This window comes from Bradyrhizobium sp. Tv2a-2 (assembly GCF_000472425.1).
Taxonomy (GTDB): Bacteria; Pseudomonadota; Alphaproteobacteria; order Rhizobiales; family Xanthobacteraceae; genus Bradyrhizobium.
Window position 1 is genome coordinate 469,582 of the sequence record NZ_AXAI01000003.1, and the last position, 23,968, is coordinate 493,549.

The following is a 23,968-nucleotide window of genomic DNA, read 5'->3' on the forward strand; positions in this document are numbered from 1 at the left end:
TCCGGTGGCCGGCAGGCGCGATCGATCAGAACGGGTTCCAGGTCGCCCGCGGCGTATATTTGAGATAGCCGACATTGGCGCCAAGCCTTAGCCCGATGCCGGAACGGATCGGCACCAGCACGATGCCGTTCGAAGTCAGTGCGGTCATGCCGAAGCCGCCGACGATATAGGCCGAGCCGTCGATGCCGACAAAGCGCTGGTAGATCGCGCTCGTCGCCGGCAGGTTGTAAACCAGCGTCATGGTGCGGGCACCGTCGCCGCCCCAGTCGAAGCCGACCGAGGGCCCTTGCCAGTAGACCCGCAGATCGCCGGCGTTCTTGGTGTAGAGGGTGCCTTCGCCATATCTCAGGCCGGCGACAAACGCGCCGGAGCCTTCCTCGCCCAACACATAGCCATTCGGCAGGCCCCATTGGCTGACCGCGCGCTCGATCACCGAAGCCAGTCCCCGCGAGACGTTGCCGAAGAAGCGGTGGCCGGCGCCGACCAGCTCGTCCGGTCCATAGTTATTGGGACCCGGCGTGCGTTGCGGCGGCGGAAGATCGGGCGGCGGTGCCGACTGCGCGCAGGCGGGCATGACCCAGCACGTCAGCGCCGCGAGCGTCACGGCGGCAAGGCGCGAAACCCCATTCATCAAACTACCCCATCCGAATACCGGCCGCGGCCTTAACCTGACGCCAACAGCAAAGCTCTAGCCTACGACCTAGTGTCCCAAGTCTCTCAAAGTCAGTCTCTGTAAGTCCCCACGTCGCTCAATCCCGGGAAGTCCCACTTAATTCCCGAGACTCAACGTTATCGGCACCAACTATGACGGCACAACGGCAAGAAAGATACGGTCTCCGCCCCCGAATAGCCGCGATCGCGCTGCTGGCGGGGTTGAGTCTCGCTCTCGATGCTGCTCGGGAAGCGGCTGTCCCAGGCTGGGCCGCCCATGCTGCCACCACCGAACGAATAGTCACCAGCCGCTTCTCGGGCCTTGCCATCGACGGCTTCGATCCCGTGGCCTATTTCGTCGATGGTGCGCCCGTCGCCGGCTTGCGCCAGTTCGAGGCGTGGAAGGATGGGGTGGTCTGGCGCTTCCACAATGAGGGAAACCGCGCCTCCTTTCTCGCCCATCCCGAAGTCTATGGGCCGCAATTCGGAGGTTACGATCCCGTTGACGTGGCGCGCGGCGTGACCGTGGCCGGTAATCCCCTGTTCTGGGTGGTCGCGGGCGAGCGGCTCTATCTGTTCGGGTTCGAGGCCAATCGCGACGCCTTTGCCGCCGACCCGCAAGGGTTCCTCGCTAAGGCAAGAACACGCTGGCCGGCGCTGGAGCAGGGGCTCGCACAATAATCTCGCACAATAATAAAGGCGCTCGCAAATCCGCCGCCTGAACGTCTCAGGCCGGCCTCAAGTTCCCTGACAGGATGTGTCTATCCACTGCACGGCGGGTTGGCAGGCCGCGCGGGCGCAGTGTATCAAGCCCTTAGGTACGCGTGATTCGCCGCAGCCTGCGGATTTCTTCGGAAAATTTCTGGGAAGATCGAATGTCTGGCACCACTTCACCCGGTCCCGCTCCCGACGCGCTCGAATTGGCTGCACTCTTGTGCTCGCGGGTGTGCCACGACCTGATCAGCCCGGTCGGCGCCATCGTCAACGGGCTCGAGGTTCTCGACGACAATCCGAAGCCAGAAGATCGCGATTTCGCGCTGGAGCTGATTCGGAAGAGCGCGAAGACCGCCTCCGCTCGGCTGCAATTCTGCCGCTTGGCGTTCGGGGCGGCGGGTTCGGCCGGCGCGCAGATCGACGTCGGCGATGCACAGGCGATGGCGCGCGGACACATCGAGGACGGCAAGGTCTCGATCAGCTGGAATCTGCCGCGGATCCTGTTGCCCAAGAATCGCGTCAAGCTGCTGCTCAACATGCTGGTGATCGCGCAGCAGACCATCCCGCGCGGCGGCACGCTGACGGTCGATCCGATCGGCGAAGGCGAGACGATGGCGTTCCGCGTCACCGCGGCGGGCCTTCATGCCCGTCTGCCGCAGAATATCGCCGATCTCTTGAGTTCGACAGAGGCGCCGGCTGCCGATGCGCATGCCGTGCAGCCTTATTATACGCGCCTGCTCGCACAGGCCTGTGGCTTGAGCGTCCGGCTCGCGCCCGAAGGCGAGACGATCGTGGTGACCGCGTCCTGACGAGGCGCTTACCCCAAAGTATGGTTAATCAAAAGTTGAGAGAGCACCGCAGAATGATTGCGTGCTCTTATGTCTTTGTTGAGCCCATTCGTTTCCGCTTACTCAACCAATATTAAACGCTTTGCGGTGAAGCTGGCGGCATTCTCAAGTAGGCGCGTCGAGGTCGCGCGCCGTTGCGTGCGAAGGCCAGTTTCATGGATGATCTGTTGCGGGAGTTTTTGACGGAGACCAGCGAGAGTCTGGATACCGTCGACAATCAGCTGGTGAAGTTCGAGCAGGAGCCGAACAACGCCAAGATCCTGGATAACATCTTCCGCCTTGTTCACACCATCAAGGGGACGTGCGGCTTTCTGGGACTGCCGCGATTGGAAGCGCTGGCGCATGCCGGCGAGACCTTGATGGGCAAATTCCGCGACGGCATGCCGGTGCGTGCGGAAGCGGTGACGGTGATCCTGTCCTCGCTCGATCGCATCAAGGAGATCCTGGGTGGACTTGAGGCGACTGAAGCCGAGCCGGAAGGCAATGACCGCGACCTGATCGATCAATTGGAGGCAATGGTCGTGCAGGGCATGGCAGCGGGCGCTGCGGCGCCGGTTGCGACCGCGCCTGAACCGGCTCCCGTGCCGGCTGCGGCCAATGTCACCGAAGGCTCGCTGGTGGTGCAGACGCTGGAGCGGCCGCTGCGTCCGGGCGAGGTGTCGCTGGACGATCTGGAGCGCGCCTTCCGCGAGACCGCGGTCGAAGCCGAGGTTGCTCCCGCACCGGCCCCCGAGGCCAAAGCTACCGAAGCCAAAGCTGCCGAGGCCAAAGCTGCCGAGGCCAAAGCTGCCGAGGCCAAGGCCCCCGAGGCGAAGAAGGACACGAAGAAAGAGGCCAAGCCCGCGCGCAAGGCGGGCTCGTCCACGGGCGAGGAGGCCGCCGAAGGCGACCGCGTCGCCAACCAGTCGATCCGCGTCAATGTCGACACCCTCGAGCACCTGATGACCATGGTCTCCGAGCTGGTGCTGACCCGCAACCAGCTCCTGGAGATCTCCCGCCGCAACGAGGATACCGAGTTCAAGGTGCCGCTGCAGAGGCTCTCCAACGTCACCGCCGAGCTGCAGGAAGGCGTCATGAAGACGCGCATGCAGCCGATCGGCAATGCCTGGCAGAAGCTGCCGCGCATCGTGCGCGACCTCTCGGGCGAACTCGGCAAGCAGATCGAATTGGAAATGCACGGTGCCGATACCGAGCTCGACCGCCAGGTGCTCGACCTGATCAAGGACCCGCTCACCCACATGGTGCGCAACTCCGCCGACCATGGCCTGGAGACGCCCGCCGAGCGCTCGGCCGCCGGCAAGCCGGAGATCGGCACGATCAGGCTCTCCGCCTATCACGAGGGCGGCCACATCATCATCTGCATCGCCGACAATGGCCGCGGGCTCAACACCGAGCGGATCAAGGCCAAGGCGCTGCAGAACAACCTCGTCACCGAGGCCGATCTGGAGAAGATGACGGAAGCCCAGATCCACAAGTTCATCTTTGCGCCCGGCTTCTCGACCGCGGCCACCGTCACCTCGGTCTCCGGCCGCGGCGTCGGCATGGACGTGGTGCGCACCAATATCGACCAGATCGGCGGCACCATCGACATCAAGTCGGTTGCCGGCGAAGGCTCCTCCGTCACCATCAAGATTCCGCTGACCCTGGCCATCGTCTCGGCGCTGATCGTGGAAGCCGCCGGCGACCGCTTTGCCATCCCGCAACTGTCCGTCGTCGAGCTGGTGCGGGCGCGCGCCAACTCCGAGCACCGCATCGAGCGCATCAAGGACACCGCGGTGCTGCGTCTGCGCAACAAGCTGCTGCCGCTGATGCATTTGAAGAAGCTCCTCAAGATCGACGACGGCTCCTCGAGCGATCCCGAGAACGGCTTCATCGTGGTGACGCAGGTCGGCAGCCAGACCTTCGGCATCGTGGTCGACGGCGTGTTCCACACCGAGGAAATCGTGGTCAAGCCGATGTCCACCAAGCTGCGCCACATCGACATGTTCTCCGGCAACACCATTCTGGGCGACGGCGCGGTGATCATGATCATCGACCCCAACGGCATTGCCAAGGCGCTCGGCGCCGCCGGTTCCGCCTCGCGCGACCTCGCCGACGAGACCGCCGGCCAGCATGCGGGAAGCGGCGAGCAGCTGACCTCGCTCCTGGTGTTCCGTGCCGGCTCCACCCAGCCCAAGGCGGTGCCGCTCGGCCTCGTCACCCGGCTCGAAGAGATCGGCGCCGACAAGATCGAGCTCTCGAACGGCCGCTACATGGTGCAGTACCGCGAGCAGCTGATGCCGCTGGTGCAGATGGAGGGCGTCGAGGTGCGCGCGACCGGCTCGCAGCCGATCCTGGTGTTCGCCGATGACGGCCGCTCGATGGGGCTCGTGGTCGACGAGATCATCGACATCGTCGAGGAGCGGTTGCACATCGAGGTGGCCGGCTCCAGCGGGCAGGGCATCCTCGGCTCGGCCGTGATCAAGGGCCAGGCCACCGAAGTGATCGATGTCGGCCACTTCCTGCCGATGGCGTTCTCGGACTGGTTCACCCGCAAGGAGATGCGCCCGTCGATGGCTTCGCAATCGGTGCTGCTGGTCGACGACAGTGCCTTCTTCCGCAACATGCTGGCGCCGGTGCTGAAAGCGGCCGGCTACAAGGTGCGGACCGCGACCGGTGCGCAGGAGGCGCTTGCCACGCTGCGCTCGGGCCAGGCCTTCGACGTGGTGCTGACCGACATCGAAATGCCCGACATGAACGGCTACGAGTTCGCCGAAGTGGTCCGCTCCGACCAGCATCTCGGCCAGATGCCGATCATCGCGTTGTCCTCGCTGGTGTCGCCTGCCGCGATCGAGCGCGGCAAGCTCGCCGGCTTCCACGACTATGTCGCCAAGTTCGACCGCCCCGGCCTGATCGCGGCGCTGAAGGAGCAGACGGCGCATGCCCACAATGAGATGGACCGGGCGGCATGAACAAGTTCAGCCTGACGGCCTGAAGGATTGACCTGACATGACCGAGATGACCAGCAAGACGCACACAAGCGAGGGCGCGATGGCCGAGTACGTCACCGCGGTGATCGGCGGCCAGCTGTTCGGCCTGCCGATCTCCCGCGTCCAGGACGTGTTCATGCCGGAGCGGCTGACGCGCGTTCCGCTCGCCTCCAGCGAGATCGCNGGCGTTCTCAACCTGCGCGGCCGCATCGTCACCGTGATCGACATGCGCGCNCGCCTCGGCCTGCCCAAGGCCTCTGACGGCAAGCCGCCGATGGCGGTCGGCGTCGATCTGCGCGGCGAATCCTATGGCCTTCTGATCGACCAGATCGGCGAGGTCCTGAGGNTGCCCGAGGAAAGCCGCGAGGAGAACCCGGTCAACCTCGATCCGCGCATGGCCAAGCTTGCCGGCGGCGTCCATCGCCTCGACGGCCAGCTCATGGTCGTGCTCGACGTCGATCGCGTGCTCGAAATGGCGCCGAGGATCGCCAAAGCGGCCTGAAGGCCATGGTCCCAAAACAACATTCCAAGAGAACAACGTAACAGAACCGCGTCCCACGGGAGAAAGCCAATGAAAACCTGTCTGGTCGTCGACGATTCGAGCGTGGTGCGGAAGATCGCCCGGCGCATCCTCGAAGAGATGCAGTTCGAGATCATCGAAGCCGAGGACGGCGAGAAGGCGCTGGAAGCCTGCAGGCGCGCCCTTCCCGATGCCGTGTTGCTCGACTGGAACATGCCGGTCATGGACGGCTACGAATTCCTCGGAAATCTCCGTCGCATGCCTGGCGGCGATGTGCCGAAAGTCGTGTTTTGCACCACCGAGAACGGCATCGACCACATCGCGCGCGCGCTGGAGGCCGGAGCCAACGAATATATCATGAAGCCTTTTGACAAGGACATTGTTGCCGCGAAATTTATGGAAGTTGGTCTTGTGCAACTGACGTCGCCGGCGTCGATCTGATCCCTCAAGAGGCCCCCTGTGAATCCGCCCGATTATGAGTACCTGCGCAAAGTTCTGAAGGACCTCTCCGGTCTCGACCTTTCCGCCGACAAGCAATACCTGATCGAGAGCCGTCTTTTGCCGCTGGCGCGGAAGTCCGGCCTGTCGGACATTGCCGCGCTGGTGCAGAAGATGAAGGGCGGCTCGTCCGCGCTCATCAACCAGGTGGTCGAAGCCATGACCACCAACGAGACCTTCTTCTTCCGCGACAAGGTGCCGTTCGATCACCTGCGCGACACCATCTTGCCGAATGTCTTGCGCGCCCGCGCCCTACGCAAGAACATCCGGATCTGGTGTGCCGCGGGCTCCACGGGGCAAGAGCCGTATTCGATTGCGATGTGCCTGAAGGAGATGGGCGCGGCGCTTGCCGGCTGGCGCATCGAGATTCTGGCCACCGACCTGTCGCAGGAAGTGCTGGAAAAATCAAAGGCCGGCATCTACAGCCAGTTCGAGGTGCAGCGCGGCCTGCCGATCCAGCTGCTGGTCAAGCATTTCAAACAGATCGGCGAGCTTTGGCAGATCAATCCCGACATCCGCGGCATGGTGCAGCACCGCCAGCTCAACCTGCTGCATGATTTCTCGCAGCTCGGCGTCTTCGATGTGATCTTCTGCCGCAACGTGCTGATCTATTTCGACCAGGACACCAAGAGCAAGATCTTCGCCCGGCTCGCCAAGGGGGTCGAGGCGGACGGCTTCCTGGTACTTGGTGCTGCGGAAACGGTGGTCGGGTTGACCGAAGTCTTCAAACCATTCCCGGATCGGCGAGGTCTCTATCGGCCGAACGGCGCGCAAAGCGCGCCGGGTAAAGGACTGCCGGCAGGCGCGGCTGCGCCCAAGCTGGCGGCAGTAGCAGGATTGTAAATATGTCAGAAGACAACAAAGGCGCGGACCGCGTCACCTTCAGCCGCGGCTATGACGTCTGCATCATGGCGATTGACGGAACCTGGCGGCGGAACTGCCAGCTCAACGCCATCTCCGACAATGACGCAATCCTGACGGTCGAAGGTTCGATCCAGGGTCTGAACCTGAAGGAGTTCTTTCTGCTGTTGTCGTCGACGGGGCTTGCCTATCGCCGCTGCGAACTGGTGCGCGTCAACGGCGCGGAGATGGACATTCAGTTCATCAAGGGGAAGAACAAGAAGAAGCGCGCAGGCGGCACCGCGGCCGATGAGGCCATGATCGACGCCTGAGCGGACGGCGTGGCATGCGGCTATGCTGACTGCGCATGCGTCGCATCGCGCGCCGTATCCGCAAAGTGGAACGCGCTTCAGTCACGCGGCGTCACGTCGGTGCTTGCGATAGGAACTGCAAGGCAGCGCTCAGGCTCGCATTGCAGGCGTCGAGCGCCGCGCCCGCCTTCGCGTAAAGTGGTGTGTGACATCGTCCAGCACGACGACATCGGTAGCCTCCGCCTCGGCGGTTACCAGGCGAGCCCGCGCGGTCTCGATCACCTTGATGCTGGCCTGGACGCGGTCGATCAGGGCTACTACGGGGTCAAATACGACCACATGGAGAGCCTCATCCCCGAGCGGAACCGTCGCGTCCCGGACAGGCGCGTTTTGCATGCTGTTCTCCACCAATGCGTTTTAGGAGGGTTGCTGCTACTTGTGAGTTAAGTGGTTGTCCCGTACAAATACGGGTGGGTCGAATCCATGCCGAACGCTAATGGTTTGGCAGGTGCGCGTCATTGCTAACTATTCGGACGATGGCACATGGTCGATAAAGTTGCCTCCCGCGGTGAAATCTTCGTGGTGGACGACGATCCTGCCGTTCGCGACACCTTGTCCCTGGTGTTGTCGACGGCGGGCTATCAGGTGATCTGCTTTGCAGATGGCGCAGCGCTGCTCGCCGTCTCCAGGAGCCGCACACCCGCCGCTATCCTGCTCGATGTCCACATTCCCGGAAAATCGGGACTCGATATCCTGAGGGAACTTCATGGCGACGATTATCCCGCGCCGATCTTCATGATCTCAGGCCACGGCGATATCGCTATGGCGGTCAGTGCCATCAAGAACGGTGCGCTAGACTTCATCGAGAAGCCGTTCCGTGGCAGCGAGCTCGTTACCCGGCTGGAGGAGGCGATCGGCGCCTATGCACGCCGGCAGGCACAATTCGCGGGCTCCAACATCGCCACGCTGCATTTCCCGGGCCGCGAGCCCTTGACCCGGCGCGAGCGCGAGGTGCTGGAGCAGTTCACCGCCGGCGCCTCGAACAAGGAAGCCGGCCGGACGCTCGGCATCAGCCCGCGCACCATCGAGGATCATCGCGCCAACATCATGAAGAAGCTCGGCGCCAAGAACGCGGCCGACCTGGTGCGGATCGTGATGACCGCGCAGCAGCGGGTGTCGTGATTCTTCCCCTTCTCCCCGCCCTTCGAGGAGAGAAGGGCGGGATGAGGGGCTCGAGCTGCATATTTTGAGGCGAGGAATCTGCGCAGGCTCGCGCTACCCGCGCGCGCGCCAAGTACAGCAACCCGCGCAGCCCTCACGCGTCCAGCGCCCTGCGAATCATCCGCGCCATGTCGGATTTGCGGTAGGGCTTGGCCAACAGCAACACGCCGGAATCCAGCCGGCCGTGGTGGATGATCGCGTTCTCGGTGTAGCCCGAGGTGAACAATATCTTCAGGTCGGGGCATTCCTCAAGGAGTCTGTCGGCGAGCTGTCGCCCGTTGATCGTGCCGGGCATGATCACGTCGGTGAACAGCAGGTCGAACTTGCGTCCCTGTTCGAAAAGCGCGAGCGCCTCGGCGGCGTTCGCTGCATCCAGCGTGGCATAACCCAGCGAACGCAGCTGCGCGAGCACGTAGTCCTTCACCAGCCGGTCGTCCTCGACCACCAGGATGGTCTCGTGGCCGCCCTGGATATCTGCAACCAGCTGGTTCTCCGGCGCAAGCGTGCCGCCCGTTCCCGGCGGCAGGTACATCTTGATGGTCGTGCCATGGCCTTCCTCGCTGTAGATCTTGATGTGCCCGGACGACTGCTTGATGAAACCGTAGACCATGCTGAGGCCAAGGCCGGTGCCCTTGCCCGGGCCCTTGGAGGTGAAGAAGGGATCGAACACGCGGTCGATGATTCCCGTGGAAATGCCGGTTCCGGTGTCACTCACTGCGATCAGTGAGTAGCGACCGGAGCGGATGTCGTGCAGGCTCGCATAGGTCTCGTCGAGAAAGATCGAGGCGGTTTCCAGGATCAGCTTGCCGCCGCCCGGCATGGCGTCGCGCGCATTGAGCGCGAGATTGAGGATCGCGGTCGCCAGCTGATTGGGATCGACCACCGCGATGCAGGCCTCGTCCTCGAACACGGACTCGATCTCGATCTGCTCGCCAAGCGTCGGGCGGAGCAGCTTGGCGGTGTCGATGACCAGGGCGTTGATGTCGATCTCGCGCGGCTGCAGCGGCTGCTTGCGCGCGAATGCCAGCAGATGCTGGGTGAGGTCGGCGCCGCGCGCCGCCGCCTCGTCGATCATCTTGGTAATGGCGGCGAGCTGCGGCTCCTTGGCCACCGCTTGCGCGAGAATCTCGATGGTGCCGGTGATGACGGTGAGGATGTTGTTGAAGTCATGGGCGATGCCGCCGGTGAGCTGGCCGACTGCCTCCATCTTCTCCGACTGCCTGATGCGCTCCTCGGCCGCGATCTTGTCAGTCAGATCGCGGAAGAAGGCGTTGAACACCATGCCGCCCGAGGTCTTCAGCGCGGTGACGCTGAGCTCGGCCTTGAACTCGACGCCGTCATGCCGGCGCACCCAGAGCTCGCGGCGACGGCGCAGCACGTCTTGATGCCCGGTCTGCAGCAGGTGATCCCGCCGCTCCTTCATATCCTCCTTGTCGGACTCCGTCGCGATCAGGTCGATCAGCTTCTTGCCCAGCACCTGTTCGCGCGGCCAGCCGAAGATCCGCTCGGCCTCGGAATTCCAGTTCAGGATGGCGTCGCCCTCGTCGGTCTGGACGAAGGCGTCGAGCGCCGTCTCGACGATGTTGCGTGCCATGCGCTCGTTCTCGCGCAGGGTTTCCTGCGCAATCCGGCTTTCGGTCATGTCGCGGCCGACGAAGAAGTAGCGCTGGACCGGGTCGGACCAGGTGCCGAGCCATGACAGCGTCACCTCGCGGCCGTCCTTGTGGATGACGCGGGTATCGGAAATCTTGCCGCGCTCGCCGTGCCGAAGGGCGCGCATTTCGCCGCGGGACATCTCGAGATCGTCGGGGTGGATGAATTCTTCCCCGCTATGGCCGATCATCTCGTCGGGCCGGTAGCCCAGAATGGTCTCGCAGCTCGGGCTGAGCTGAACCAGATAGCCCCTGGAATCCAGCACAAGGATCAGATCCTGCGAGGTCTCGAAGATGCGCTCGCGCTCCTCAATCTGCTGGTGCAGCGCCCGCTCGGTGCGCCTGATCTCCGTGACGTCGCGGGCGATCTTGGCGGCGCCGACAATCACGCCGGCCTGGTTCTCGATCGGCGAGATGCTGAGCTGGACCTCCACCAACGTGCCATCCTTGCGGCGGCGCATGGTCTCGTGGTGCTCGATGCGCTCGCCACGGGCGATCCGGCGCAGGATCGCCTGTATCTCGTTGGTGCGGTCGGAAGGAACGATCAGGCCAATGCTCTGGCCGACCGCTTCCTCTGCGCTGTAGCCGAACATGCGCTCGGCCGCGGGATTCCAGCCCGTGATGGTGCCGTCCAGCGACTTGGTGACGATCGCGTCGTTTGAAGATTCGACCGCCGCGCTGAATAATTGCTCGCGCGCGGCGTGATGGGCGCGCGCGGCTTCGGTGCGGCGATGTTCCTCGACCTCGCGCTCGAGCTCGGCGGTCTTGGCCTTGAGCTCGCCGATGACGCGCTCAAACGCCCGCGCCAGTACGCCGGTCTCGCCGCTGGCGTCGGCGGGAATCCTGACCAGCTCGTTGCGGCCGATGCCCTCCACGGCCCAGCGCAGCTGGTTGATGGGCCGCGTCAGCGAGCGGGCAACGATCAGCGCAAGCACTGCCGCGCAAAGCATTGCGACCAGGCCGACCAGAAGAGTCGTCCGGCCGATGGCGGTTGCGCTGGCGAGGAACACGGCGTTCGGCACCGTCTCGATGATGCCGACCCATTCCTTGCCGACAAGCAAGGCCGGTACCAGCGCCGCGCCGCCGGGCCGGCCCGAAGCATCCGGAACGGCTTGCGACGCGCTTCTGGTGGAGCCTGCCAGCGAGGCGAAATAGGGAAAATCCGCCTGCCAGCTGTGTGGTCCGCCGAGGTCGCTGGCGAATTCGCGGATCCTGTCGGGATGCACAAGATAGTCGCCCTTCGCATCGACGAGATAGACCACCTCGCTGTCGCGCGCCGCGTCGCGGATCTGGTCCAGCGCCGTACGCAAATCGACGTTGATGACGACGATGCCATAGAGCCTGCCGTCGGGCGCATAGACGGGCGAGGCGATCCGGATGGTCGGAACATAGGGGATCTCGAGCGAGCCATATTCCTGATTGAGGTCGATCGGCGAGACATAGATGTCACCGGCCGGCAGCTTGACGGTCTCCGTGAAATACGGCTGATCACCCTTCCGCTGCAGCTCGAACTCGGGGACGATCCGGATCCCGCCGTTCCGGGCGGAGTGGTCGACGCGGAGCACCTCGCGCCCGCCATCCTCGACGCTGATCAGGCGGAACTGCACGTAAGCAGGCTTCGCCTCGAGGTCGGCCACCAGCCGGGTCGCCAGACGGTCACGCCACGCGCCCTCCGTAATGTGGTCGACCGGATCAATGCCGCCGTTGAAATGCGCCGTCACCATGCCGCGCGTCGCCGCGTCGGCAGCAAAGGTCGTCACATCCGCGCGGGCGCCGCGCACATAGGATTGCAGCTCGTTGGCGACGAGCCTGCCGTGCGCCTCGATACGGTCGAGGATGCGCGGCAACAGAGCGTGCTCGAGGCTACGATAGCTCAGCCAACCGACCGCGGAGACCGCAACCGCGACCAGCAGGATCATCGCGATGGCTAACCGGGTGGTGAGCGTCATCTCTCTCTAAAGTCGCCGCCTCGCGCTCTTGGTGCCGCCGCCGCGCGGTTCGGCGCCGCCGCCCGCAAGCGTCAGGTGCCGGATGCGATATCGCCATCCTGCCCCCGGTCCAACGATGTCTCCTTTGCGGCCTCAAGACAACTGGAAACCGCGGCGTGCAGCTCCACGGGCCGAAACGGCTTCGGCAGGGTCCTGACGGCGCCGAGCTTGATCGCCATGCCCAGGAAGTCAGGCTCGCCCATCGCGTCCGACCCGATCGGGCGGCCAGAGATGACGATGATCGGGAGACCCGGCCGCTGCTGGAGCATCAGCCGCATGGTCTCGAGCCCGTCCATGCCCGGCATGAAGATGTCGAGAAACAGCAGATCGAAATTGCCTGCTTCGAACGCCGCAAGTCCTTTGCGTCCGTCGCCTGCAGCGACGACGCGGTGTCCGCTCCGCTCCAACAAGAGCTGGATCGTCATCCGTACGGCGGGATCGTCATCGACAACGAGAATGTTAGCCAAAGCCAAATCTCCCGGCGTGCAATGAATCAGGAACAACGACAGGTTGCGGAGGTCTGCCCAATCGCGAAATCCAGTGCAAGGGCTTGGCTCGACGCGACCGGATTGTGCCAGGCGCGGGGAAGGTCAGGCCCCGTATGCACGATATCGGGCATACGGCTCACGCTGCTTCCTTCTCCGCCATGCCCACCGCCCACAGCGCGAAAGCGTAGACGATGGCGACTTCGTCGAGCCGGTTGAAGCGGCCGGAGGCGCCGCCATGGCCGGCGCCCATATTGGTGCGCAGCACCACGGGTCCGCCGCCAGTCATGGTCGCGCGCAGCCGCGCGATCCATTTGGCGGGCTCCCAATAGGTGACGCGCGGATCGCTGAGGCCCGCCATGGCGAGGATCGCCGGATAGTCCTTTGCTGCGACATTGTCATAGGGCGAGTAGGACAGGATGGTGCGGAAGTCCTTTTCACTCTCGATTGGATTGCCCCATTCCGGCCATTCTGGCGGCGTCAGCGGCAGGGTGTCGTCGAGCATGGTGTTAAGCACGTCGACGAACGGCACTTCGGCGACGATGCCGCCGAACCATTCGCCGGCGCGGTTGGCGACCGCGCCCATCAGCATGCCGCCGGCGCTGCCGCCATGGCCGACGATCCGCCTCTGGCTGGTGTATTTCGCCTCGCACAGTGCGCGGGCGCAGGCGGCGAAATCATCGAACGTGTTGGTCTTCTTGTCGCGCTTGCCGTCGAGATACCAGCCCCAGCCCTTGTCGGTGCCGCCGCGGATATGCGCAATCGCGTAAACGAAGCCGCGATCGACCAGCGACAGGCGGTTGGTGTTGAAGGAGGCCGGCATCGCCATGCCATAGGAGCCGTAGCCATAGAGTAGCAGCGGCGCGCGGCCGTCACGCTTGAAGTCGCGGCGGTGCAGAAGGGAGATCGGCACCTCGGCGCCGTCATGCGACCGCGCCATGATGCGGGTGGTGACATAGTCGGCCGGATTGTGGCCTGAGGGGATTTCCTGGCGCTTCCTTAAAGTCCGCGTTCGACTTGCCATGTCGTAATCGTAGACTTCGGACGGCGTCGTCATCGACGAATAGGAGAAGCGCAGATTGGTGGTGTCGAATTCGTAGGAGCCCATGGTGTCGAGCGAATAGGCCGCCTCGTCGAACGCGATGGCGTGCTCCTCGCCGTTGTCGAGATCGCGGATGATGATCGAGGGCAGCGCGTTGGCGCGCTCCAGCCGCACCAGATGGCCTGAATAGAGATCATGGTCGAGGATGTAGACGCCGGCGCGGTGCGGGATCAGGTCACGCCAATTGCCGCGCTCGGGCGCGGTGAGCGGCGCCGTGACGATCTTGAAATCGATCGCCTTGTCCGCATTGGTGAGGATGAACAATTCATCGCCGCGATCGGCGATGGAATATTGCACGCCGGTCTCGCGCGCGGCGACGAGCAGCGGCTGCGCGTCGGGATGGTTCAGGTCGATCAGCCGCTGCTCTGATGTCTCGTGGTCGCCACCGGCAATCACACAGAAGCGGCCTGAGGTGGATTCATGCAGATGGGTGAACCAGCCCGGGTCCTTTTCCTCATAGACGAGGAGATCGTCGGCCTGCGCGGTGCCGAGGCGATGACGCCAGACCTGCATCGGGCGATGGTTGTCGTCGAGCTTGACATAGAAGAAGCTCTTTGAATCCGCGCTCCACACCACACCGCCATCGGTCTCCTCGACCAGATCGGCGTGGTCCCGACCGGTGTCCCAGTCGCGGATGCGGATCGCAAAATATTCCGAGCCCTTGGTGTCGGCGCTCCAGGCCTGCAAGCGGTGGTCCCAGGAATGGCGGCTGCCGCCGAACTTGAAATAGCCGTGGTCGCTGGCGAGCGCGTCGCCGTCGAGCACGATCTTTTCCTCACCGCCGTCGCGCGGCTTGCGGCCGAACATCTCATGCTGCCCGCCTTCGCGGAACTTGCGGAAATAGGCGTAGGCGCCGTCAGGCGAGGGGACGGATGAATCATCTTCCTTGATGCGCGCGCGCATTTCCGCAACAAGCTTTTTCTGCAGCGGCGCGGTATGGCCGAGCAGCCCCTCGGCATAGGCATTCTCCGCCTCGAGATAGAAGCGGATATCCGCATCCAGCACTTTCGGATCGTGCAGCACCTCCTGCCAGTTGGAGTCCTTCAGCCAGGCATAATCGTCGGGGACGGTAATGCCGTGGCGCGCAAAGGAATGCGGGCGGCGGGGAGCCACCGGAGCGCTTGTGGCAGCCTGCTTGTCCTTGATGTCGGTCACTCGGATCCTCGTGTGCGCGAGAGGGGAGAGGCCCCGCACATATGGGCGTCGACGGCGCGGATTGCCATACGCGCGCCTGACGAGGTGAGCCTGGCTCGTGCGGCGAAGGGCACCTCACCCCAGCGGGGAGAGGTGACAGAGCGAGCGTGATTAAGCCGCTACATTCTCGCCGAGATAGGCGATCGCCGCCTCCGTTCCGCCCTTGCCGTGCGGAATCTGCAGTGCGTTGAGACCGACCTCGATCACGCCGAGCGTGCCCAAAATCATCGGGGCGTTGATGTGGCCCATATGGGCGATGCGGAAGGCCTGGCCCTGCAGATCACCGATGCCGACGCCGAGCACAACGCCGCATCTTTCCTTGCAGTAGCGATGCAGCTTCATCGGGTTGTGGCCGTTGCCGACCAGCACGGTCGTCACCGTGTTGGAGCGCTCGGCGCTGTCTAGAATGTTGAAGCCGAGCACCTGGCCCTCGGCCCACACCGCGACCGCGCGGCGCACGGCTTCCGCGAGCAGAGCATGGCGGCGGAAGACCTTGTCGAGGCCCTCAGCGACCAGCAGATCGATGGCCTGGCGCAGCGCGAACAACAGATGCACCGGCGCGGTGCCGGCGTAGCGGCGGTAGTGCTCGGTGCCTTCGCGCTCGGTCCAGTCCCAATAGGGCGTGCGCATGTCCGCCTTCTTGTGCACGGCTTGCGCGCGCTCATTGGCGGCGACGAAGCCGAGGCCCGGCGGCGTCATCAGGCCCTTCTGCGAGCCGGACATCGCGACATCGATGCCCCATTTGTCCATCTCGAACGGCATGCAGCCGAGGGAGGCCACGGTATCGACCATGTAGAGCGCGGGATGACCGGTCGCCTTGATCGCCTTGCCGATGGCCTCGACATCGTTGCAGACGCCCGACGCGGTATCGATCTGCGCCACGAGAATCGCCTTGATGTCGTGGTTCTTGTCGGCGCGCAGCCGCGCCGCTACCTCCTCGGGGCGCACCGCGCGTCGCCAGTCGCCCTTGAGCACCTCGACCTCGGCGCCCATCGCGCCCGCGGCGTTGCCCCAGCCGACCGCAAAGCGGCCGCTCTCGAGCACCAGCACCTTGTCGCCGCGCGACAGCACGTTGGAGAGCGCCGCTTCCCAGGCGCCGTGGCCGTTGGCAATGTGGATGTAGCATTTGCCCTCGGTCGCGAAGAGCCTCGAGAGATCGCGCTGCAGGCTGTCGCTCAGCTCCTCCATCTGCTCGGAATAGATGTCGAGCGCGGGCCGATGCATCGCACGCAACACCTCGTCCGGCATGTTGGTGGGTCCGGGAATGGCCAGAAATTCCCGGCCGGCACGAACGGTCATTGGGTGGATTCCTTGGAGCGTTGGGACGGGTCATGGATGCCGTCAATGGCGCGGAATTTCAAGGCTCCAGCCATCACGATTTCGGCGCATCCGTTATGCTTCCTGGGATCTGGTCCTTCGGCGGCGTGAGGCAAAACAGCCCCTACCGCCGCGTTTCGCGGCAGCCGGCGGCTTCCGCCTCTTCCACCGAGCAGAACCAGCGCGTGCCCTTCGAGATCTGCATCTTGATCTGGGCGTACCAGCGGCTGGTCGGCTGGTGATAGATGCATTCGCCCGACGAGTTGACATTGCCCTTGATGGTGCAGTCGGGCGAGGGCGCCACCGGGCCGGACGCCGATGCCAACAAGATCGCATGCGCATTTTCCGGCACCTTCACAGCGCCGAGGATCGCGGTCCTCTTGTTGCGTACGCGCCAGTCCCAGGGCGCGATGAAGGCGCCCTGCCACATGCCGACCTTGGCCTCGCGCGCCTCTTTCTCGTCCGCCTCATAGTCGTGCGAGAAGCGGGTAAAGGCGAGCGCCCAGCCCGATCGCACCAGCCATTTCTGGATGTCCTCGCCGTCGACCTCGCAGCGCGACAGCATGCGGCCGCGACGGTCCGCCTGGCCGAGATGGCAGGTCCAGCTCTTGCCCTCGACATGCTTGATCAGCTCGTCGCGCGCCGCGACGCCGCAGGTCCAGCGCTCGCCCCTGGTGTTGAGGCAGAGCTGGTCCACCGAAGGCGCGTCGATGCCGGACAGGCGGACGCGGCTGTTGCCGATCTGGACCAGGTCGGCCTCGCGGATTTTCGGCACGCCCGAGACGTCGGCCGCATACGCCAGCGACGGGACGAGCAGAGCAAGGAGTGCTGCAGCAAATCTGGACATGCAAAGAGCCGGTCAAGCGTAACAGGCGATCAATGCCGGGATTGTGGTGCGGATTGGGCTGAAGGGAAAGTGACAATGTGGCGGGCAGGTTTCGAGTTCCGGGATTATCACCCAAATCCTCTCATCTGCGTCCCGCCATCGCCTGCCTCGCCAGCGCGAGCCCCATCAGCACGAAGGCGGAGGTGACTTCCGGACCGCCGACCAGGATTCGTGTCGGGGTCTTCATCTTGTTCCATTCATAGGCCTTGAACGGCCCATGTCGGCCACCCTCGCCGAGAGAGGCGATGATGCAGGTCAGCGCAGGCGCAAAGGTTGCGACGTCGGCGCCGAGATGGGCGAGCGCGATCAGCGCCAGCGCCGCATCGAACGCGTTCAGTTCCGCGCCGAGCATTTCGACCTGCACATAGCAGAGCACGTGCCCGCGGATCGCCTCGAACGCGCCCTCGGGATCGATCGCGGCCTGCGCCTCGCGCGACAGCGCGCGGAAGGCGGCAAAGCAGCGGCCGAAATAGGCACAATAGAGCTCCGGCAGATAATAGATGTGCGAGCGCGGATTCTTGAACGCGCCGCTTTCGGCCAGGCGCAGCTGGAAGCCGATAATGCGCTGCACGGTCTCGAGCCGTGATGGCGTCTCCAGAACCTTCCAGCGGGCGAGATTGCGGAAACTCACTTCCAGCACATCGAGATTGAGCGTCGGGTCGAGATCGTTGCCATAGGGCCGCTCGCCGGCGAGATTGTCGATCCAGGTGGCGATGCCGCCCTCGAAATCGATGTTGTCGTTGAGCGGCACGGTGACGCGCGGCTCATTGGCGCCGGCACGCACCTGGTAGCCGGCATAGAAGTCGAGCAACGGCTGGTTCAGGATCGGATCGTTGGAGCCGGCCTGTGTCGCGGCGGAGAAAGAGCAGGCGGTGGTGTCGCAATCGGGCACATAGATGCCGAAGCCGAGGTCCTGCTTGATCTGCGCGAAAAACTTCGAGAAGCGCGGATGCGGCGGCGGCGCCAGCGCGGTAATCACATCGAACGGCGTGCCGTCCGCGCCGCGCACCTCCTCGCGGCTGGTGGAGATGCAGAACGCCACCATGTCGGCAATCGCCTTCCGCGCGGCCGCAGTCTCCTCGGCTGTCGCAAGCCCGGTCTCGATGAAGGCGAGCAGCGCTTCGGTGAAGAAGGCATCGTAGTAAGCCGAGCGGTGGCGGATCTGCACCGGCGCCCACATCGGCTCGGCAATGCCTGTCCAGGGCGGGTTGATCAGCGTGCCCAAAGGCGAGCGTGCGATGAAGACGCGGGCAAGGTTGAACAGCAGCGTCGAGTTCTTGTAGCCGCGGGCATTGAGTCCGGTCAGCGCCATCAGGAATTCTCGGCCGCCAAGGTCGGGATCGCCGATCAGGTTGAACGCGGCATAGGTCGGGATGAAGCCGTTTCTCCTGAACGAGCGCAACAGATGCGCGCTCGCGACCTGGATCGCGTGGTCGATCTCGGCAGGCCGCGGTGCCGTTCCGCTTGCGGAGGCCGGCTTGGGGTGAGGATGGCTGAGCTTCACCGTGTCGAGCAACTCGGCGATCGGGGCGCCGACCGCAGCCCAATCCGGCGCGGCATCGTCGCGGGCGCGCAGCAGCGCGCCCTGCAACGCATCGCGCCGGCCACTCTCGGCCAGCTCAGGCAGGCCGGCTCGCCGCAACAACAGCCGCAGGGCCGGATTGCACAGCGCGGTCTTGTAGAATTTCGACAGATGCGCGTCGCCCCGATGCGGAACCGCGAGCACGGGGTCGCAGAGGTCATAGAGCGAGGGCCCGCGCTTGGCCGCCGTCAGCGCGCGGCAGGTCGCGGCGGCGAAATGACGCAAAATCAATTGTGCTAACCCCCAGGGTAGGCCGGCCGTTCTCAAGGCAGGCCGCCGGCCCCATGATGACTGGCGGTCGTCCCCTCAAGTGCTTGAAAACTGGCCCAAACCCCTCCGAAACGCAATCCGGCGATGGTTACGGGCGCAAAACCGAATGTGATGGTGGTTACAGTGGCAACGAAGCCCGAGCCCGCATGATGCCGGGGGGACGGCGGTCGGAACAAATCGTCGCATGGGAAAATATCCAGTGATTTCAGCCAATTAATCGAGAATTGATCTGGCGTATTGCGATGCGGGCGGATGCGGGTTAAGGGAGCCTTATTGCAATGCCGCAAATCGAGCACAATTCGACGACACACCCCGCCCATCCCAAAAACCAAGATCATGTTGGCGCGATCAATGGGCCTCGCGCGTTGTTGAGTAGGACACGCCTGATGAAACTGACGCAGCTTCCGATCTCCCGCCGTTCGCTTGCGATTGCCGCCGGCCTTGTCGGCACGCTGTCGCTGGCGATTGGCGCCCATGCTGCGTTGTCCGTTCGTGCGCTCGATGCCGCCAAGGCCGTTGCCACCGAGCAGGTGGCGCTGCCGGTCAACAAGCCGTCGAAGCTCGCGCTCGTCATCGGCAACGGCCATTATCCCGACGCCGGCGACCCGCTGGCGCAGCCGATCAACGATGCCCGCTCGCTCACCCGTGCCCTGCGCCGCGACGGCTTCGACGTCGACGTCGTAGAGGACGCCACCAAGGACGACATGAGCCGCGCCATCGAGCGGCTGAAGGGCCGGATCAAGCAAGACGCCGTCGTGATGCTTTTCTTCGGCGGCTATGGCGTGCAGACCGGACGCGAGAGCTACATGATTCCGGTCGACGCCACGATCTGGAAGGAAAGCGACGTTCGCCGCGAGGGCGTCAGCGTCGAATCCGTGCTCGACGTGATGAAGGACCACGGCGCGCGTGCCAAGCTGGTCGTGCTCGACGCCTCCCGCCGCAACCCTTATGAGCGGCGATTCCGCGCCTTCTCGCACGGGCTTGCGCCGATCGCCGCGCCCGACAATGCGCTGATCCTGTCCTCGGCTACGCCGGGCAAGGTCGCTGACGACAGCAAGGGCGAGAACAGCGTGCTGATTTCCGAGCTGCTCAATAACCTCAGCGTCAAGGAGAGCGGTGCGGAAGCCGTCTTCAACCAGACCCGCGTCGCCGTCTCCCGCGCCTCCGACGGCGAACAGGTCCCGTCGGTCTCGTCCTCCCTGCTGGAGGACGTCCGCTTCGGCGCTACTGAATCCGCTAACGCAGGAAGCTGATCTCCAAGAGCGGTGCTCACTGGTCTGCGGTTGCAGAAAAGCTCACTGCTTCGCCTCAGCCCCATTCACGAACGGCCGCACCGGATCGCCTTCGCGCAGCAGCGAGCCCGCGCGCGCGACCACGTCGTCGCCTTCGCTCAAGCCGCCCTTGATCTCCACATTGCCGCCCGACATCAGCCCGATCTCGACCCGCCGGGTCTCGATCCGCTGGCCCTTGACCACCTGCACCACGGTGCCGGCATTCGAATAGAGCACCGCGGCGAGCGGCACCGACAGGCCGCAGCTCTGCGTGGTGCGGATGATCGCGCGGCCCGACGAATTGATCAGAAGCCTGCGGTTGGTGGTGATCGCGATGAACACCTGGCCGAGCTGGCTGTTGGGCTCGACCGTCGGCGCCACGCGCCGCACCACGCCCTGCACCGTGCCGGCCCCGATGATGTTGATGATCGCCTGCTGGTTGGCCTGAAGCTTGCCGAGATCCTCGACCGGCACGAGGCCGACCAGGTCATATTCGCTGCGCGCGATGATCGAGAACAGCGCCTCGCCGCGCGGCGAGGCGATCGCCCCGATGGTCGCGGTCGAGGAGGCGATCACGCCCGCCACCGGCGCCGTCACATTGATCGACCCGCCCTCCGGCAGCGTCAGCCGCGCCAGCACCTGCCCCGCCGTCACCGTATCCCCGGCATCGGCCGAGACATCCGACACCTTCAACCCCGGCCGTTCGGGACGCACCATCGTCTCTTCCCGCGCAAGCACCGTGCCGGAAACCTCCACCGTGTTGTTGAAGCAGGTCCGGGTGGCCTTGAGGACGGAAACGGCCGCACCGCGCGGCTCGACGGTGGTCTGGTCTGCGCGGGTGGCGCCGGCGGCGAGGCAGAGCAGGCCGGCGAGGGGGAACAGGAAGGTGCGGCGAATGGGGGTCATCGTGAAATTGGTCGTTGGCATGTTGGCGAGGTTCAGGGCGATATGCATATCAGAAGGACATACGTCACGCCAACGAGGTCAAACCTCGGCGCGATGTCAGCCGATTGCTCCGCGCATATCCGCAATTCGGAGCCAGTGAACAAAGGGACCGCCTCTGTTTCCGGCATAGCCTTTTCCGAGCCTTTCAATCAGACTATCATTACAGGTAGCAAGATCTGAAATCACGAGCCGACCTCGGAGATTTCCATGAAGCTAAGCGCTGCGGTGGCCGGGCTGTTACTGCTGGGTTCGCTTCCTGCACTGGCGCAGCAGAGCGGTGCCACCCTTTATGCCCAACATTGCGCCCTGTGCCACGATGGAGGCGGGCCGCAGAGTCGCGCTCCCAGCCGCGGCGCGCTGCAGTCGATGTCGTTCGAGCATGTTCTCAGGACAATCACATCGGGCACCATGGCACCCATGGCCCAGGGGCGGACTGACGATGAGCTCAAGGCCATTGCTTCCTACGCCACGGGCGGAATTGCGAACGACGCTTCCGCCACCAATGACACCTCAAGGGAGTGCGCCAAAGCTCCGCTAACATTTGCCGGACGGCTCGACCGACGGCAGTGGAACGGTTGGGGCGCGGACCTCAACAACAGCCGCTTTCAGCCGGCCGAGGCCGCACGGCTTCCGCCAGATCAGGTGCCAAGATTGGAGCTGAAATGGGCGTTCGGCTTTGCAAATACTCCTGCTGCCAATGCACAGCCGACGGTCGTTGGCGGAGTGCTGTTTGTCGGAGGCGGCGATTACAAGGTGCATGCCCTGGATGCCAAGAGCGGATGCACGATCTGGACCTATGCAACGGAGGCCCCGGTTCGTACGGCGATCAGTTTTGGTCCGCTATCCGGGACAGATCAGTTCGCAGTGTTCTTCGGTGACGTGCGTGCCAACGCTTACGCCTTGAACGCGGCAACCGGCGCGCTGATCTGGAAGAAGAAGGTGGAGGATCATCCAGCGGCCCGGATCACGGGCGCGCCGACGCCATATTCGGGCGTCCTCTATGTCCCGGTTTCCTCCATCGAAGAAGCGACCGGATCGCGTCCGACCTACGAGTGCTGCACTTTCCGCGGCAGCGTGGCGGCGCTGGATGCGGCGAGCGGTGGCGTGATCTGGAAGTCGTACACCATTCCCGAGGTGCCACGTCCCACGACCAAGAATGCGGTCGGAACGCAACTCTACGGTCCCTCCGGCGCTTCGGTCTGGTCGGCCCCGACGATCGACGTTCAGCGCGAGGCGCTCTATGTCGCAACCAGCAACTCCTATTCAAATCCGCCGGCCGATACCAGCGATGCCGTCCTGGCTTTCGATTTGAAGACTGGTCGAATGTTGTGGCACCGGCAGGCCACGCCCAGCGATAGCTTCGTCGTGGCATGTTTCGGCGTAGACCAGACCAACTGTCCGCAGGACCACGGTCCCGATCACGACTTCGGTCAATCACCTATCCTGGTCACGTTGCCCGATGGGCACCGCGAACTGGTCATCGGGCAGAAATCGGGAGTCGTTCACGCGTTGGACCCTGACCACGAAGGCAAGGCACTCTGGGAGACGCGGATCGGCAAAGGCGGACCACTCGGCGGCAGCGAATGGGGCTCGGCTGCGGATCAAGAACGTGTGTATGTCGCGAACTCCGACGTGCGATTTCTGCGCGACGGCACTCGGCGTCTCGATCCGAAGGAAGGAGGCGGACTGTTCGGGCTGAATTTATCGGACGGCAAAGTCACGATGCAGGTGCCGCCGGTCCCCTGTGGTGAACGCGAGCGATGCAGTCCGGCACTCTCCGCGGCGGTCACTGTCATCCCGGGTGTGGTCTTTTCGGGCAGTGTTAGCGGCTATCTGCGCGCATACGCGACAGAAGGTGCGCGGCTGCTTTGGGAGTTTGATACCGCGCGCGACTACACTACGGTGAACGGCGTTTCGGCGCACGGCGGAGCGATGGACGGGCCCGGGCCGGTCATTGTCGACGGCATGGTTTATGTCAATTCGGGCTACGCGCAGTGGAGTGGCATTCCAGGCAACGTGTTGCTCGCGTTTGGAGTGCCCGCAGGCGGAGCGAGGTAGCGCTGATCGCGCGAATTCTCCGGGATGATTGATTAGGTTGCCCTTTGCCCGATTGCAGAGCGCTCGCGAGCCTTTCGGCGTCCGCCTCTGTCCGGTTTGTGATCGGCCTTGCGCACAAGGGTGTCCGTCCAGGCGAGTGGCTTTCCGGCGCGGGATCGCAATTGCAGCCGGGCCACCATCTGACCTCTCTCCTTGTCGACGAGCATCGAATGCGCCTCGCCCGGCTCGTAGAGGTGGTCCTCGCCCCACTGCCTAAGCGCGACGATGACGAGAAACAAGGAGACGCCGCGCTCTGTCAGCCCGTATTCGCGATAGGCGCTCCCGTCCGACGCCGGCATCGTCGTCATGACCCCGCGTGCGACCAGGTCGCGCAACCGGGTCGACAACATGCCTTTGGCGATCCCCAGACCTGTTTGAAATTCGCTGAACCGCCTGACGCCATCGAACGCGTCGCGAATGATCAGCAACGACCACCAGTCGCCGATTGCATCCAGCGATCGCGCAACCGGACAATCAGCGGAGGCGAAAGTCGTTCTTTTCACCATGACGGCGAACTCCAAGGTCGGTCAAGGAAGGTCGGTCAAGCTGGTGCTAATTTAGAACTAGACTGTGTGATCGGCAACTGGTCTTATAATGAGACCGCATG

At 64.1% G+C, this 23,968-nt stretch carries 20 protein-coding genes; 10 read left to right on the forward strand and 10 right to left on the reverse strand.

The window, feature by feature from the left end; genetic code table 11:
- Window positions 1-25: 25 nt before the first annotated feature.
- Window positions 26-631, reverse strand: a complete 606-nt coding sequence (locus A3AI_RS0108430; RefSeq protein WP_024515167.1) for a DUF1134 domain-containing protein — start codon at window positions 629-631, stop codon at window positions 26-28.
- Between the two features lie 173 nt (window positions 632-804).
- Here A3AI_RS0108430 and A3AI_RS0108435 point away from each other — a divergent pair, with 173 nt between their 5' ends.
- From A3AI_RS0108435 to A3AI_RS0108465, 7 genes are all read left to right on the forward strand, one after another.
- Window positions 805-1,332, forward strand: a complete 528-nt coding sequence (locus tag A3AI_RS0108435) for a YHS domain-containing (seleno)protein (RefSeq protein WP_024515168.1) — start codon at window positions 805-807, stop codon at window positions 1,330-1,332.
- A 194-nt stretch (window positions 1,333-1,526) separates the two neighbouring features.
- The gene (chpT, locus tag A3AI_RS0108440) at window positions 1,527-2,174 is read left to right on the forward strand and encodes a histidine phosphotransferase ChpT (RefSeq protein ID WP_024515169.1); all 648 of its coding nucleotides are present in this window, start codon (window positions 1,527-1,529) and stop codon (window positions 2,172-2,174) included.
- Between the two features lie 194 nt (window positions 2,175-2,368).
- Window positions 2,369-5,164 (forward strand): hybrid sensor histidine kinase/response regulator, encoded by a 2,796-nt coding sequence (locus tag A3AI_RS0108445; RefSeq protein WP_024515170.1) that lies wholly within the window; start codon window positions 2,369-2,371, stop codon window positions 5,162-5,164.
- A gap of 46 nt (window positions 5,165-5,210) precedes the next feature.
- The gene (locus A3AI_RS0108450) at window positions 5,211-5,684 is read left to right on the forward strand and encodes a chemotaxis protein CheW (protein WP_024515171.1); all 474 of its coding nucleotides are present in this window, start codon (window positions 5,211-5,213) and stop codon (window positions 5,682-5,684) included.
- A gap of 69 nt (window positions 5,685-5,753) precedes the next feature.
- Window positions 5,754-6,143, forward strand: a complete 390-nt coding sequence (locus A3AI_RS0108455; RefSeq protein ID WP_024515172.1) for a response regulator — start codon at window positions 5,754-5,756, stop codon at window positions 6,141-6,143.
- Window positions 6,144-6,161: 18 nt separating this feature from the next.
- Window positions 6,162-7,043 carry a CheR family methyltransferase gene (locus A3AI_RS0108460; protein ID WP_024515173.1) on the forward strand — a complete coding sequence of 294 codons (882 nt, stop codon included), beginning with the start codon at window positions 6,162-6,164 and terminating at the stop codon, window positions 7,041-7,043.
- 2 nt (window positions 7,044-7,045) lie between these two features.
- Window positions 7,046-7,372: a hypothetical protein gene (locus A3AI_RS0108465; protein WP_024515174.1), complete on the forward strand. Its 327-nt coding sequence runs from the start codon at window positions 7,046-7,048 to the stop codon at window positions 7,370-7,372.
- 129 nt (window positions 7,373-7,501) lie between these two features.
- Here the strand turns inward: A3AI_RS0108465 and A3AI_RS0108470 are convergent, their stop codons facing one another.
- Complete coding sequence (locus tag A3AI_RS0108470; protein WP_024515175.1) at window positions 7,502-7,747, reverse strand: hypothetical protein; 246 nt, start codon at window positions 7,745-7,747, stop codon at window positions 7,502-7,504.
- A 147-nt stretch (window positions 7,748-7,894) separates the two neighbouring features.
- On the opposite strand from A3AI_RS0108470, the gene A3AI_RS0108475 reads away from it, so the two are divergent.
- Window positions 7,895-8,533, forward strand: coding sequence for a response regulator transcription factor (locus A3AI_RS0108475; protein WP_024515176.1), 639 nt, complete (start codon window positions 7,895-7,897; stop codon window positions 8,531-8,533).
- A gap of 133 nt (window positions 8,534-8,666) precedes the next feature.
- On the opposite strand, the gene A3AI_RS0108480 is transcribed toward A3AI_RS0108475, so the two are convergent.
- The 6 genes from A3AI_RS0108480 to A3AI_RS0108505 all read right to left on the reverse strand — a co-directional run bounded on the left by A3AI_RS0108480 (window position 8,667) and on the right by A3AI_RS0108505 (window position 19,009).
- Complete coding sequence (locus A3AI_RS0108480; protein WP_024515177.1) at window positions 8,667-12,173, reverse strand: PAS domain S-box protein; 3,507 nt, start codon at window positions 12,171-12,173, stop codon at window positions 8,667-8,669.
- Window positions 12,174-12,244: 71 nt separating this feature from the next.
- The gene (locus A3AI_RS0108485; protein ID WP_024515178.1) at window positions 12,245-12,679 is read right to left on the reverse strand and encodes a response regulator; all 435 of its coding nucleotides are present in this window, start codon (window positions 12,677-12,679) and stop codon (window positions 12,245-12,247) included.
- A gap of 157 nt (window positions 12,680-12,836) precedes the next feature.
- Window positions 12,837-14,945, reverse strand: coding sequence for a S9 family peptidase (locus A3AI_RS0108490; RefSeq protein ID WP_036047718.1), 2,109 nt, complete (start codon window positions 14,943-14,945; stop codon window positions 12,837-12,839).
- Between the two features lie 159 nt (window positions 14,946-15,104).
- A complete protein-coding gene (locus A3AI_RS0108495) occupies window positions 15,105-16,292 on the reverse strand; it encodes a pyridoxal-phosphate-dependent aminotransferase family protein (protein ID WP_024515180.1) in 1,188 nt (395 codons plus the stop codon).
- A gap of 142 nt (window positions 16,293-16,434) precedes the next feature.
- Window positions 16,435-17,157: a thermonuclease family protein gene (locus tag A3AI_RS0108500; RefSeq protein WP_024515181.1), complete on the reverse strand. Its 723-nt coding sequence runs from the start codon at window positions 17,155-17,157 to the stop codon at window positions 16,435-16,437.
- Window positions 17,158-17,278: 121 nt separating this feature from the next.
- Window positions 17,279-19,009 carry a hypothetical protein gene (locus A3AI_RS0108505; RefSeq protein WP_024515182.1) on the reverse strand — a complete coding sequence of 577 codons (1,731 nt, stop codon included), beginning with the start codon at window positions 19,007-19,009 and terminating at the stop codon, window positions 17,279-17,281.
- Between the two features lie 425 nt (window positions 19,010-19,434).
- Between A3AI_RS0108505 and A3AI_RS0108510 the strand changes: the two genes are divergently transcribed.
- Window positions 19,435-20,301, forward strand: a complete 867-nt coding sequence (locus A3AI_RS0108510) for a caspase family protein (protein ID WP_024515183.1) — start codon at window positions 19,435-19,437, stop codon at window positions 20,299-20,301.
- A 42-nt stretch (window positions 20,302-20,343) separates the two neighbouring features.
- Here A3AI_RS0108510 and A3AI_RS0108515 read toward each other — a convergent pair whose 3' ends face one another.
- Window positions 20,344-21,246, reverse strand: a complete 903-nt coding sequence (locus tag A3AI_RS0108515; RefSeq protein WP_502685739.1) for an efflux RND transporter periplasmic adaptor subunit — start codon at window positions 21,244-21,246, stop codon at window positions 20,344-20,346.
- Between the two features lie 225 nt (window positions 21,247-21,471).
- Between A3AI_RS0108515 and A3AI_RS0108520 the strand changes: the two genes are divergently transcribed.
- Window positions 21,472-23,322: an outer membrane protein assembly factor BamB family protein gene (locus tag A3AI_RS0108520; protein WP_024515185.1), complete on the forward strand. Its 1,851-nt coding sequence runs from the start codon at window positions 21,472-21,474 to the stop codon at window positions 23,320-23,322.
- Between the two features lie 32 nt (window positions 23,323-23,354).
- Here the strand turns inward: A3AI_RS0108520 and A3AI_RS0108525 are convergent, their stop codons facing one another.
- Window positions 23,355-23,867 (reverse strand): winged helix-turn-helix transcriptional regulator, encoded by a 513-nt coding sequence (locus A3AI_RS0108525; protein WP_024515186.1) that lies wholly within the window; start codon window positions 23,865-23,867, stop codon window positions 23,355-23,357.
- Window positions 23,868-23,968: the final 101 nt, after the last annotated feature.

Coding starts and splice junctions, on each gene's coding strand:
- A3AI_RS0108430 (WP_024515167.1), bottom strand. CDS start 631: ATGAATGGGGTTTCGCGCCTTGCCGCCGTGACGCTCGCGGCGCTGACG.
- A3AI_RS0108435 (WP_024515168.1), top strand. CDS start 805: ATGACGGCACAACGGCAAGAAAGATACGGTCTCCGCCCCCGAATAGCC.
- chpT (WP_024515169.1), top strand. CDS start 1,527: ATGTCTGGCACCACTTCACCCGGTCCCGCTCCCGACGCGCTCGAATTG.
- A3AI_RS0108445 (WP_024515170.1), top strand. CDS start 2,369: ATGGATGATCTGTTGCGGGAGTTTTTGACGGAGACCAGCGAGAGTCTG.
- A3AI_RS0108455 (WP_024515172.1), top strand. CDS start 5,754: ATGAAAACCTGTCTGGTCGTCGACGATTCGAGCGTGGTGCGGAAGATC.
- A3AI_RS0108465 (WP_024515174.1), top strand. CDS start 7,046: ATGTCAGAAGACAACAAAGGCGCGGACCGCGTCACCTTCAGCCGCGGC.
- A3AI_RS0108470 (WP_024515175.1), bottom strand. CDS start 7,747: ATGCAAAACGCGCCTGTCCGGGACGCGACGGTTCCGCTCGGGGATGAG.
- A3AI_RS0108475 (WP_024515176.1), top strand. CDS start 7,895: ATGGTCGATAAAGTTGCCTCCCGCGGTGAAATCTTCGTGGTGGACGAC.
- A3AI_RS0108480 (WP_024515177.1), bottom strand. CDS start 12,173: ATGACGCTCACCACCCGGTTAGCCATCGCGATGATCCTGCTGGTCGCG.
- A3AI_RS0108495 (WP_024515180.1), bottom strand. CDS start 16,292: ATGACCGTTCGTGCCGGCCGGGAATTTCTGGCCATTCCCGGACCCACC.
- A3AI_RS0108500 (WP_024515181.1), bottom strand. CDS start 17,157: ATGTCCAGATTTGCTGCAGCACTCCTTGCTCTGCTCGTCCCGTCGCTG.
- A3AI_RS0108510 (WP_024515183.1), top strand. CDS start 19,435: ATGAAACTGACGCAGCTTCCGATCTCCCGCCGTTCGCTTGCGATTGCC.
- A3AI_RS0108515 (WP_502685739.1), bottom strand. CDS start 21,246: ATGCCAACGACCAATTTCACGATGACCCCCATTCGCCGCACCTTCCTG.
- A3AI_RS0108520 (WP_024515185.1), top strand. CDS start 21,472: ATGAAGCTAAGCGCTGCGGTGGCCGGGCTGTTACTGCTGGGTTCGCTT.
- A3AI_RS0108525 (WP_024515186.1), bottom strand. CDS start 23,867: ATGGTGAAAAGAACGACTTTCGCCTCCGCTGATTGTCCGGTTGCGCGA.